Source organism: Providencia sp. PROV268, from assembly GCF_028477805.1.
GTDB lineage: Bacteria > Pseudomonadota > Gammaproteobacteria > Enterobacterales > Enterobacteriaceae > Providencia > Providencia stuartii.
This window is the reverse complement of record NZ_JAMPLW010000012.1, coordinates 33001-46201: the sequence shown is the minus strand read 5'-3', so window position 1 is coordinate 46201 and position 13201 is coordinate 33001. Positions and strand designations below refer to the sequence as shown.

Genomic DNA, 13201 nt, shown 5'->3' with positions numbered 1-13201 from the left:
TTTTCTATTCGGGCCATTACTTAACGTAGCTGTATCAACTTTTTGAACTCTGTGATAACTGGTTTCTCAGCCATCGCTTTCTCTTGATCCGTAGGTTACGGTTGTACTTGTTTTGGCTTACTCATGCAGCGATAAGACACTTGCCGAATGGGCATGTCTGCAGACATGGTGAGATTACGTAAATCAAAACTCACTTGGCATTGTTGTGCAGCATCTTCACCCCACTTTACTAACAATTTGCCATTTTCTGGCAACCCCGTGAGGTACACTTGCCCTGAATCGCCCACAATACTGTTGATAGTTTCTGCTCCATCATCAGACACTAATGTTGCAATCGCCCCAAAAGGCACATATTTTGTTTCTTGTTTTAGAGTCATCAGTACTTGATAACCAATACGCGTGGTAAAACTAGCTTTGACTACCGCCCCTTTTGTTGGGTAGACGTTAACGTTTGATTGCACTAAATCCACATCCATCGGTAAGGTACTTGGGTCTAAACCAATGCTATTTTTGTTGTAATCCAATAAATAAGGGGAAACTGCATAACCCCGCCAATCTGTCACGGCCACTCCACCATTCACACTGACACCACTGGCACCGGGAGCACTCACTAACGCTACCGAATCCCCCATTGTACGAGAAAAAGTGACCCCTTCTGAGTGCACTAATACCCCACCGCTGGCATTCATGTTGATATTCTGGCTGGTGTTGCTATAACTATAACCCCCACTAATGCTGCCCTTGTTTCCTTGGTAACCCACATTCACGTTACTGTTAGCCGTTTGCTCTTGATTTCCCCAACTTTGAGAAACGCTGTAAGACAGCTTACCGTCCATCACACTACCGCTTAGCCCTGTATTATTCTGAGTTCGTCCATTATTATCATGGGTCATTGAATAGGTGGCATAAATCGATTGCAGATTTTTATCCTGTGCAAATAGGCTAAATGGCACATTAACATTGAATGATAACTGTCGGTTTTCTGGCCAATTTCCTCGTGGGTCTTTCACACGGTCAATGTTATAGTTCACACCATAGCCGATCCCCTTAATGCTGTTACTATAGCCCAATGAAAGCCCAGTTAAGGTTCGGTTACTTCCCCAGTAATCATCGCGATTTGCCCGAAAATGCAGTGAACCATATTCCGCCATTTGTTGACTCAATTGTGTCTGGAAACTGCTGCGACGACGCTGTAAAGTCCACGGGATCAGCCCTTCTTCAAGTCGATAACCTTGACTATTAAATTCACTAAAGCTGTAAAAATGCTCGGTTGAGTAACGCAATGCGGTAAGATCGACAGATGTGCCCGTCGACATCAAACTTTTTGAATAACGAATACGGTAAGATTGACCAGTTTGACGATCACTGCCTTGCTGCGCTGCACCACTAAATTTGGCTGATGAATGGGTCACATCCGTTGACAGTGCCCCGAAGTTCCCTAAAGAGAATCCACTTCCCAAACTCAAGGATTGATAATCTTTCGCCAATAACGTTCCACCGTACAAAGTGACATTATTGTGTAAACCGTATACCGCGGTGCCTAATACAAAATCTGAACGGCGAGAGTCTGTAGTCAAATTCCCATCATAACGGCCGGAGGCGAGTTCATATTTCCAGCCCCCTGGCCGTAGCATCACTGGCAATGAGGAATAAGGCACTACAAATTGACGTTCGCTACCATCCGCTTCGGTGATAGTCACATCATAGTCACCCGACAATCCTGCTTGTTGTATGTCATTAATATAAAATGCACCGGGAGCCACGTAGGTCTCATAAATAACGTTACCATTTTGGCGCACCGTGATACGTGCATTACTGTTAGCCACACCGCTTATCGTCGGTGCATAACCCCGCAGTTGAGTGGGCAACATTTGCTCGCTAGAGGTCAGCTGTACCCCTTTGAAAGGAACGCCATCGAAAACATCGCTATACGTGCTGGTTTCGCCAATCACCAAAATTGAACGTAATGCGCGAATATCGCGGGATAGCGTGGTGCTTGAAAAGCGGGTTTGCGTGTCTGTGGAAGAGGATTGGTTAAGCCCCCCACTGTATTCAAATCGCGTATGCGTCAAGGTGCTGCGTAAACGCCAAGGCCCCGCATTTGCCCCTGCACGTACCGACGCAAACAGGTTATTGTTGTGGGTTTTTAGTCCTTGACTATAGCTATTTGTCGAGCGCCCAGCACTGAAATTATAGTTAGCCATCAGCGCGGGGATCCCCTCATCCCACAGTGAGGGATCTGTATTGCGGTACACACTCGGTTTCATGGCAACCTGTGGCACACTGATGTCCAATCGCAGCCGCGCCAGATCTAATGTTGTCGTCGCTTGAGGGATCAGCGAACCAATATTTAAAATGGGCTCTTCTGCTGGTAAATTTTTGAGATCGGGAATCTGTGGCACATTCACGCCAAAGGACTCAAGTTGAGCAGGAGTGATTTCAGGAACCACATTCCCCTGCTCTGTTTTCACAAAGTTCATCGTATATTGCCCGGTATCTTGTTGGTTCACAAACACCGATACCGTATATTCTCCCTCGGCCACACCCCCTACTTGTGAAAAAGCCGACAAATCCACATCCGTACTTTCGCCAACCACTCCCAAAAAACTGGGGTCAAAGTAATCATCTGCCAAGGTAGGAAACGTGGCAACAACGAGTAACCAGACTAGTGGATGATAGTGATAAATTGACTTTAAATTGTTATTATAAATTGCTTTATTTGATATTTTCATAATTTCACTCTATCTCGCTTGTGCAAGGAACCCCCCGTTGCTAATTGGCATCAGGTAATTTTTTTGTCAATTTCCGATTATTGTGTTAGATGACGGCTGTTTGCTTCATAAGTACCACCTTTGTCATCAATCAGTTGCCAACGCACTTCATTATTGGTGGCACGATTATCCAGTGGCCAATATTGCTCACTGAACGGAGCTATCATGCGAGCATTGCTTATATCTACCGCTTTTCCCCCCAATGAGAGGGAACTAAAAGTGACATAAAATGGTGTCGGATTTTTAACGATGAGCTGGGTTTTCGTCTGTGAAAACTGTAATTGTTCTTCGACTTTCTCAATCTGATAATCAGGTATCCCCGCAGGACGATAAAACAGTTTTAGGTTATTTTGCAGCACCATCGAAAGTTGGGCAGCATTGTTATTCGTTAACGTTTTCGGATCTGCTTGCGCAGGGATTGCCGTAAGTGATAAGACCTCGATTGTTTCTTTGTCCTGTGCTAGCAAATTATGTTTCTGGCGGATACGCAATGTTACCGTTTCTCCCGGTTCGAAACGCTGCAACGGGGGCAACACGATAAAAGAGCCAATACCTTGGGTTTCGTCTGAGTTTAAGCTTGGTGATTTGCCTTCATCTTCGGGCGAGCTAGGTGCTTGTCCTTCCCACGGCAAAATTAACGCCTGTAATAAATACGCCGACGACGTATTGTTCGTCACACTATAAGTCACACCATTTTTGGCATCATGAGGATAAATCACCCGCGTGGTACTGAGCGTGATGCCATTCATCTGATTAGAAATATTATCTGCCTGTACAGGAGCCACGAAGGCCACTAATAATAGCATGAGCCCCACGAAGCCCTCCCGACGGATGATAATGCTTTGCTTATGGATTAACATCTTCCGCTCCTGTTTGCACGGTAGCCTGATACATCTGGCTCATGTTGCCAAAATCACCGATCACCGCCCATTGCGCTTGGGTCACTTTGCCATGGACTGAGTAATGACGGGTTGAAAATGGGGCGAGCATGGGCTCGGCATTACGAAGATCGACCCCATACTGATCTGTTTTTAATTGTGCAAGCGTCAGGTAATAAGGCGTTGGGTTAGTGACCTTTAATTGTTGGCCTTTCTGGCTGAAAGTTAATTTACGCGCCGCCTGCTCCACGGTGATGGGTAAATTAGCGGGGCGATAAAACAGCTTGATTACATTACGAACGCCAACGGAAACTTGTGCGCTGGTCATGTTTTCATCGCTATTAGCCCATTTTTTCGTGGAAGGGATCGCCAAAAAGCTGAGATAAAAGACAGATTCACGGTCATTTGGTAGCTTTTCTGCACCATTGCGCACAACCAGTGAGGTATTTTGGCTCAAGGCTTCTAACCGCGACAACGGTGGCGTTACTAAAAATGGAGGGGCTGGCATATCTGCATTCCCTTCCTGAGTGTTCATCACATCCACTTTTACCAAATAAACTTGCTCGCTATTATTTTTAATAGCCACTTTGGCACTATTATCGCCACCATTAAACACGACTCGAGTTTGTGTTAAACGCAATCCCCCTTCGGCTGCCAATGAAGTGACAGTAAATACCGCAGACATCAAGATGACCTGCAATTGGACACAACGGAAAAAACGATGGGTTAACATATCTACCTCGAGGCTAGTTATAAGCGAAAGTAAAGGTCACGGTCGATGTTAAAATACCGCCATTTAAATTGGCATTTGATGCACAGGCACCACAACTTAATTTGGCATTAAACGTTAAATTCCCATTCAAACCGATGACGCTATTTGTACCACCAGAAGGCCAATTTTTGGCATCCACTACCCCACTTTCAGCAAGGTTAGTATTCTCAGACCACCCTGAATTCCCTGCTGTTGACAGTAAAATGCCGTAGCCTTTCGCACTACTTGAAGCATCTGCAAACAATTGTGTTCCTTGCATTGAACTTGATGTACCAGATACCATAATTTTAGGCTTCATAAAGTAGCCATCACACTTCGATATCGTTAATGGTATTTCAAGGGATTCATTCCCCGCGGCAACGGAGTCCCGCATCACTGGGTCACCATTGTTAAATTTAAAATTTGGTGGAACAGAGATATCACAACCGCCTCCGTAAAAGGTAGCGAGAAATTTGACATCTTGAGATGCTGTGCCTGCATGAAGCTCAGCCATTGGCAATAACAGCCCAGTCATGAAAGTGAGTAACGAAAATTTTAATGTTATTGTCATAGGGTGCCTCAAAATCAGCCTAATCTTGTCTTAACTCGATAGCGCCTATTACCCTATCGAGAATTTGTATTCTACTGATATAAAAAATTAAAAGTGATCGAGGCGTTCAATGCGCCACCTTTCAGTTTAGTATCCACACATCCCCCGCAACTTAGAGTGGCTTTCATTGGGATTGTACCGTCCAAAACTGAGGCAAATTTGGTATTCCAATCGTTACCTTTGGCACTAATGGTGTCATTTTTGGCAAGATTGTCATTTTGAGCAAAATAGGTATTTCCCGCAGTTGATAGCAACACGCCATAGCCTTGGCTGGTGCTTGTCGGGGTGATAAAAAGGTCTTCACCTGAACTCGAGTCGATATCACCGGTCACTTTAATGGATGGGGTTAAACCATATCCATTACAGGCATCTAGCTTAATATCAAACATTTCAGAAATACCATTTTCATTGATAATATCGACAGCTTGTACTTCTCCAAAAGGCACAGACGGCGGTACTGAAATATCACAGGCGCCACCCACAATGCTTGCGGTGATGGTGGTGGTGGTAGTTTGTGCAGCTATCGCTGGATACCCCGTGAGCGAGATACCTAACACACTTGTAAGCAATAACATGGAGGTTATTTTTTTCATGTGTTGCATATTCTTGTCCTATTTGTTGTTACTGAAAAATAAGATTAAAAGTTAATGCTGCAGAGAACTTTCCGGGCACTGCATTGCCGTCAATAGGTCCGACTAACCCCACTAAAAAAATTTCTTCAACTTGATGATGGTTGGCTAAATTTAATGGCGTCAGGAACACTGGCTCACCTCGTTTAATAGCCTTATCTAATTGGAAAAAATCTCCCAATGATATTGGTGTGCCATCACTCACGCGCAACATAAAACCCACACTGTTCGGTATACCATCAAGAAAGATGCTGTTTTCGCTATAAGGAGTATTGCCGTCCAATGTTAATTTAGGGGTCAGCTCTGCTGTTTTATCAACACACAATAATTGTGCTCTTAATGGTTTAATTTCATAGGTCGTCGTTCCCCCTTGAAAAGCGGATGTTCGCTGAGGGGTAAACTCCAATGAGCTGGGTAAGCGTATCTCGCATCCTATATCATCGTTAATCATGGCACTGATTTCTGTTTCATTTCCTTTAGCAAAAGCCCCCCCACATAAGAAGAGGAAGAGAAAGCCAAGGTGTTTATTGTACTTGCCCATGTGATACCTCCGCTCCACCGTAATCATTAATGGATATCCACTCGACGGCGCCTTGTTGAGGTACTTGGTGGTAGGTATAATCACTGAAAGGTGCAATCATGTTGTTATTAAGTTTCACACTTAATGGCACATTTTTATCGCCAATTTTGAGGCCTGTTAACGTGATATAATAAGGCGTTGGATTTGAAACTTTGACCCCCCCATTCGCGCGGGTAAATTTTAGTAATTTAGTCGCTTGCTGCTGGGTCATCCCCAGATTATTAGGGCGATAAAACAGTTTAATTACATTCCCTGTTGATACCTGTACTGTGCCACCGATATTGTTTTGTGGCTGCTCTAAATTATTTTCACTGGTTGGAATCGCTACCGTGCGTAAATAAAAGACTGACTCTTTATCTTGTGGTAAAACGGTGGCTTTTTTCATGACGCGCACTTGATTCGTAGTACCAGGCTCTAAACGAAATAAAGAAGGTGATACCAAAAATGGTGTTTCTCCTTTATCACCGAATGGGTTGTTTAGCACTTGAGCTTTAACAAGATAAGGGGTTAGTGATTGACTTGAGCTAGTAACACCGACGCTGACTCCTCTCGTATTGTCATTTGCAGTGAAAATCACTCGAGTGGTATCGATGGCAATGCCTGCCAACGAGGTTGTAGATAACCATAGCAGCGTACTGCATAACCCTTGCACTAATCGAATGTTTCGCATTTACGGATCCTCAACTCTTTCACGAGAAGAAGGCAAGGCAGCTATGCCGCCTTACCCAGTTATGCTCTGTCGACTTAATAGTATTAGTCAACGATGTAAGCGATCAGAACTGGCGCGCTATATGCACCTACATCTGGAGTTGCTGTGGTTGTTGCCATACCTACTTTAAATGTATATTGACCTTCAGTATTGCCCGCACCAATATCAACTACAGGACCTTTACCATTAGTGATGATGGTATTGGCATCATCTTGAATCATAAAACCAACAGTTTGTGAATCATTAGCAACGAACACATTTTGCTCGTTATTACCCGTAGAGGTAATACCTTGAATAATCAATTCACCGTTTTCACCGTCAGCACAGCCAACTAGTGTCACAGGCATATCGACAGCTTTAGTGATGGCATTAATTGCAGGGAAGCTTGCGTCTGCGCCACCAACTTTATTATTGAAAACACCGACGTTTAATATTGATTTGCCTCCGTTGATAGTGACATCACAGGTAGTTTTAGTCAGGATCCCTTGCAGTGTCACTTCTGCAGAAGGTGCTGCCATTGCATTCAAGCTAGCGACAGAAAAACCAGCTAATAGAGCAGCAGAAAGCAGGTTAGTTTTAAACGACATAATTAAATTCCTATTGAATCAGGTTAAATAATAAATTGAGATAAACATTCAATTTTAAGAGTCATTGATTAATACCTCTTTATTTCAGTCCATAGAAATAAAGGTCATGCTCTTTTACCTTTAGTCCAAAAGAGCATTGCCTTTACCTCAGTGTAGTTTTAAATAAACATCAGATTTGTTGAATTTAATCAAAATTAAAATATATTTTCTCTATAATTCTAAGTGCATTTAGGTAACAAAAAATCAATCAAAAAAGGTCATACGTACACTTAAGTTACTGTAATATAAAAATACACTTAAGCATGTGCTTTATTTAAGCTAATTATAAATGAATAGGTCTATTTAAATGTTGCTATCAATATCAGAGTATCCCATATAGAATTGGCCATATAAAAAATAAAACATATGAATTAATTGTTAGATTACAGAAAAGCTCTTTATTATAGGGAGTCATGGCATTGCTATTTTCAGTTTATAGCACCTTGTAATTCTTTTAATTCAATAAAGCACTGCTATCAGCATAATTTTTTAAATCTTAAATAGGAGAATCGATTTAACATCCGACTAATAAATTTTTCTATAGGTACAGCAAATATATTCAATATCAATATAAGAAAATCTAAAATCATACGAGATACATTACGTTCACACGTGAAACTTGCTATTGAAAAATATCAAGTCACTCAGTTACCCCCCTTTCCTATCATTAAACGCTGAATAAATTTCGTCACTGATAGCCTTAGAGTATATTTGACGCTGTGTTAAGTTAAGAAATTTTTGTGAATGTAACAGCTTCATATTATACCAATCCTAATCCCCCTAACTCCAACCTACATCAGCATCAGCATCACTTAAAAATACACGTTTTCTGTGTTTTCTTATTACTAACCTACGTGAGATTGCCTACAAAATCAAATTTCTAAAAAACACAAAGCCAATAATTTACTACAACGAGTAAACGAATTTTTGTGTACAAAAAATTACAAATGGCCTGAATATGGCATTAACAGGCAATCTCACGGAACAGTCTATTATGAATCATCTTTAAGTGACGAAATATAACACCAAAAATGAACATGTCAGGTTAAGAGAAAAGTTATTAATTTTTAAATTAGAATATTTTAATACTTTTAAATAAAATATATAGCATATCCAAATTAGATAATTTGATAATGATTTTTAAAAAAACACAATATTCTTATTTATCATAATGATAAATAAATTACCTCAGTGATATACACAAAAAAAACTATATCCAACTGTGTCTATATGTAAAAAATATCATGCTTGATTGTATTTTTAAATTTTTTTGCATTATCAGTTTTATGAAAACTACAGCGGCAATAATAAAAATGGATATTAAGGTCAAAGACATTTTTTATGATGACTTAAATATTTTTTATATAAAAATTATTTAGCGAGCTATCATATATTTCACTAGAGCGTGTTGATATTTCCGGTATAAAAATCAGTAAATGGGTTGTTATAATGGTTTCACCAAAATTCAAAATACAGAAAATGACTATGCCTAAAACCATGTAAACAGAGCAACAGGGCCGTAGACCATTTCAACTTATGCTAATATGGAGGCATTTGAACACCGAATGACCTTTGAAAGAATATTATATTGCGTGCAAATAGATTGCCTCTGGAGAGCGGTTTATAAAGAACTTGGGGATTGGAGAAAATATTTTGATTTTTTAACCTCTCCCCTCAAGAAAGTATCATTTTTCGGATCGACAATAAAAATTTTACTTCATTGTCACATTTCGCACGAACTCCTTGCGGAAGAGCATACTATAGTCTTTCCCATAGAATTTCACGTCTGACACCTGATTAGCAGTAGCCATTTTAGTCATGGGGGAAGTGCCAAAGGTCTCTTTCAGCGCTTGCTGAGTTTTAGGTTGAATCAACCAGTTAATAAAAACAGCGGAGGCATTTGGGTGTTGACTATTTGCAGCGATGGTTACAACATTCCCTCCCCCTGGCATACCAAATTTGGGGACATAAAATTTTAATCTTGAAGTTATTGCTCCATTGTGTTGCAAGCCTAGCATATGATCTTCCCAAGCTGGAACCAACATCAACTCTCCATCATTTAAACGTGTGAGACTATCGGCGCCAGATGCGGTTTGCGTAATACTAGATTTGTTTTTAGTAAACCACGCCCAGCCAGAAGACCAACCTTTAATCACCTTTGGATCAATCTTCGTTGCACTGCTATCAAACTCACCGCTTTTGAGTGTGACAATACGCTGAATGAAGGCTTCACCAGCGCCTCCGTTATTGGGATCGTTATATCCAAAACGATTGGGATTTGCATCGATAAACGCCTGAAGGTCATCGAGTGTTTGAGGAAGAGCTTGATCGCCAAATTGTTTGGGATCATAGGCGAATCCAGTTTGATTTCCCCAAAAAGCGACGGCATACCCCTGTGTATCGATGTTTTGTATTGTATGAACTCCATTCTCATAGCCTGGGAGCCAGTCAACTTTACTGATTGCATTAGCTTTTAAAGTAATAGGCAGTTGAGCAATGGATAAGGCCATTACATCAATTTTACCACTCTGTTTTTTTGATTCGGCTAAAAGTTTATTCATATTTCCATCAATGGTTCCTTCTGAGATTTGTACTTTTATTCCATATTCATCTTCGAATCCCTTCACAAAATTACGCCACTGCGGCTGCAAGTACCAAATGTTAAATGTAACCTCTCCTTCTTGTTTTGCTTGCTTTATCACCTCATCCCAGTTAGGAAAGGAATTTTTATCTACATCTTGAGCGTAAGAGGTTGATATAACTGCGACTCCCAGTAAGAGCGCCAATGATATTTTTTTCATAATTTGACTACCTCTAGTGAATGTTATGCTTTTCCTGTGGATTGAGACAAATAATTGCCTTTTAACAGGCGCTCAATAATTATCATCAATATAACGTTGGGTATCACCAAGATCATTGAAACAACAGCGGCATCTGGACGTACAAAGGAATACCCTAAGAATGAATACAGTATCGTGGGAACAGTGATAAAATCTGGCGAGCCCAGTACAAATGAAATACTAAACTCTTCTAAACTTCGAACCAGACAAAATATTAATGAAGCCAGTAGACTTGGCTTTAGCATGGGTAAAAAAGCATTGCAGAACGTCCCCCAAAAACTAGCTCCCATGTCACGCGACGCGTCGATTATGTCTTGTGGTATCGACTTGAACCCCGCTGACATTATGCGAATTGAGTAAGGGAGCGTAAGAACGGTATGGCCAATTACAATGCTCATAAAAGTATTACTGATATTTAAACTTATTAACATTGAACTGAAGAAGATACCGATAATCATGCCCGGCATAACCAGTGGAATGAGCGTTAGCATTTCCGCAACTGCTTTGCCTTTAAATGTCATTCTTCCGAAAGCATAGGCTGTAGGTGTCGCAAGCAATAAGCTCAAAATAGCAACAGCAGGAGCGATGGTATAACTATTGAAAAGCGCGGTTGCTAGCGATGTTTGTTCCCAAACAATTTTCCACCGCGCTAAAGATAATTTTTGAGGAAAAAGGTCTGGATAACTCCATGGGTGTTGTGGGTCAACCAAGGACCACAAGATTGCCATAGTAAAAGGCAAACCTAACCAAACAACATTAATGAAGATGAAAAAAATCAATGAAATTTTTACAACTTTCCGTCCATTATTGGTCTTTATGGTGTTCATTTAACCTCCCCCTTCTTGGTAGCCAACGGGGTTAACACAGTCGCAATGAGCAGCGTTCCAATCGCGGAAATTAACATTATTATGACGGCAATAACGGCTGAGTTATTCCATTCACCGTATTCCATTGCGGTAGCTTGCATCAGGCGTGCAAGGGAGTAAGTGTTACGGGGGCCGGCCACAGAGAAGAATGCAAAATCCCCCACCGCACCAATAAAGATAAGTATTAGAGAAACTTGTACCGCGGGGAGTGTTAGAGGGAAGACGACATCTACGAATCTCCGCCATCTATTAGCACCGAAATTACTTGCCGCATCAAGTATCTCATCTCTAATCGAATTGACAGCACCGCCAACTAAAATCAATGCAAAAGGAAGGTTTTTCCATATTTGAAGAATGATAACCCCCCATCCAAAATCATCATTTTGCATACGCAATGGGGAGTCTGTTATTCCCAACAGTTGAAGTAAACTGTTTATCACTCCATGATAGGCGATGATATTTACAAACAAAAATGCAGCCACTAAACCTGGAATGAACATGGGTGCTCGAAGCACTCCGATCACAACCTCTTTTCCGTACATGGGTTGTCTTAGCCAGAGTGCGATAGGATATGAAAGCAGAACTGCACCAAACGCACCAAGCACCGAAACTTTTACGGTGTAATACAACGCACTAAGTAAGACGGAGTCACCTATGATGTTTGCCCAAAACGCCAGTGAAAATTCACTTTCCCCCGTCATGTTAAATAAACCGAAGCTTTGGGTAATAACGACATAAAAAGTTGATCCCATCAGAAGAAGGATCGTTCCAAGCCCTGTGCTCATTAATAGCCATGCCTTTACCTCATTTTTCCAATTCATCTCTTCCCCTCCGTAACCGGCTCTAAAAAGTGAATTGCATCCTCTGGCAAGTAAAATTCGGCACGCTCTCCGATGGCAATAGGCGGTTTCTTCACAAGCTGCAAACGAACTGAGAGTGATTTATTATCGTTGGAACCCCACGCTTCAGTGAGATTGCCCATGAATGCCATTTTTTCTATGACCAAAGAAAATCTATTTTGGATAGAAGATGGGGCTTGAACAAATTTCGCATCCTCAGGACGCCAACAAATATAGCAATGTTTTGCTGAGGGAGGATTTGCGGATTTAACATAGAAGTTACCAAGCTTGCAGGCGATACGGTAGTATTCTGGCTGCTCAGCGGGTTCAACATGTGCCTCATCAATATTCGCTGCACCAATAAAATCCGCAACAAAGCGGCTGTTTGGGCGGTAATAAACATCCTCTGGCGAGCCCACTTGCGCAATACTCCCTCCATTTAGCACAACGATTTTATCTGATATAGACAAGGCCTCAGCCTGATCGTGCGTGACATAAATCGAAGTTAGTTGATAGAGGCGTTGTAGCTCTTTAATTTCAAACCTCACACTTTCACGTAATTTCGCATCTAAGTTAGATAGTGGTTCGTCAAACAAAACCAAATCCGGCCTAGTGATCATCGCTCTAGCCAAAGCTACACGCTGTTGCTGTCCTCCTGATAGTTGTGATGGCATCTTCAAACGCTGCTCTACTAAACCGACTTGTTTTAGGGATTCTTCTAATCTTTCTTGTTGGTTGCTAATGGAGACTTTTTTTTGCTTCAAGCCAAAACAGATATTGTGTGAAACGTTGAGATGCGGAAACAAAGCATAAGATTGAAAACACATGGCCGTGTTTCTTTTTTCTGGTGGAAGGTTTGTTATAGGCTTGCCATTTAAAATGATCTCTCCACTATCTGGTTGGTGAAAGCCACTTATCATTTTTAACAAAGTGGTTTTTCCACAACCACTCGGCCCGAGCAAAGTGACAAACTCCCCCTCTTCAGCGGTAAGACTGATATCGCGGGCGGCATAAAAATCGCCAAATTGCTTTGTAACACCTTTTAATATCAGGGTAGACATTATCGGCCTTCCTTAATCGAAATAATTTCTTATTAAATTTA

The 13201-nt window shown here is 41.4% G+C and carries 12 protein-coding genes; all 12 read right to left on the bottom strand.

Annotation, left to right across the window (positions count from 1 at the left end; all coding sequences use genetic code 11):
• Positions 1–95 precede the first annotated feature (95 nt).
• Complete coding sequence (locus tag PR699_RS10030; protein ID WP_272572844.1) at positions 96–2732, bottom strand: fimbria/pilus outer membrane usher protein; 2637 nt, start codon at positions 2730–2732, stop codon at positions 96–98.
• A 77-nt stretch (positions 2733–2809) separates the two neighbouring features.
• A complete protein-coding gene (locus PR699_RS10025) occupies positions 2810–3631 on the bottom strand; it encodes a molecular chaperone (protein ID WP_014656011.1) in 822 nt (273 codons plus the stop codon).
• Complete coding sequence (locus PR699_RS10020) at positions 3618–4382, bottom strand: molecular chaperone (RefSeq protein WP_014656012.1); 765 nt, start codon at positions 4380–4382, stop codon at positions 3618–3620. Before PR699_RS10020 ends, PR699_RS10025 begins: the two co-directional genes overlap by 14 nt.
• Before the next feature lie 13 nt (positions 4383–4395).
• Complete coding sequence (locus PR699_RS10015; protein ID WP_014656013.1) at positions 4396–4971, bottom strand: fimbrial protein; 576 nt, start codon at positions 4969–4971, stop codon at positions 4396–4398.
• 71 nt (positions 4972–5042) lie between these two features.
• Positions 5043–5612 carry a fimbrial protein gene (locus PR699_RS10010; protein ID WP_053110176.1) on the bottom strand — a complete coding sequence of 190 codons (570 nt, stop codon included), beginning with the start codon at positions 5610–5612 and terminating at the stop codon, positions 5043–5045.
• 19 nt (positions 5613–5631) lie between these two features.
• Positions 5632–6180, bottom strand: a complete 549-nt coding sequence (locus PR699_RS10005) for a fimbrial protein (RefSeq protein WP_014656015.1) — start codon at positions 6178–6180, stop codon at positions 5632–5634.
• Entirely contained in the window at positions 6164–6889 is a 726-nt protein-coding gene (locus PR699_RS10000) for a molecular chaperone (protein WP_014656016.1), read from the bottom strand. The genes PR699_RS10005 and PR699_RS10000 overlap by 17 nt, the downstream gene beginning before the upstream one ends.
• Positions 6890–6972: 83 nt before the next feature.
• Positions 6973–7515 carry a fimbrial protein gene (locus PR699_RS09995; protein WP_014656017.1) on the bottom strand — a complete coding sequence of 181 codons (543 nt, stop codon included), beginning with the start codon at positions 7513–7515 and terminating at the stop codon, positions 6973–6975.
• Positions 7516–9266: 1751 nt separating this feature from the next.
• Entirely contained in the window at positions 9267–10355 is a 1089-nt protein-coding gene (locus PR699_RS09990) for an extracellular solute-binding protein (protein ID WP_014656018.1), read from the bottom strand.
• Between the two features lie 23 nt (positions 10356–10378).
• Positions 10379–11221, bottom strand: coding sequence for an ABC transporter permease (locus PR699_RS09985; protein ID WP_014656019.1), 843 nt, complete (start codon positions 11219–11221; stop codon positions 10379–10381).
• Positions 11218–12081, bottom strand: coding sequence for an ABC transporter permease (locus PR699_RS09980; protein ID WP_004919984.1), 864 nt, complete (start codon positions 12079–12081; stop codon positions 11218–11220). Before PR699_RS09980 ends, PR699_RS09985 begins: the two co-directional genes overlap by 4 nt.
• Entirely contained in the window at positions 12078–13160 is a 1083-nt protein-coding gene (locus tag PR699_RS09975; protein ID WP_014656020.1) for an ABC transporter ATP-binding protein, read from the bottom strand. Before PR699_RS09975 ends, PR699_RS09980 begins: the two co-directional genes overlap by 4 nt.
• Positions 13161–13201: the final 41 nt, after the last annotated feature.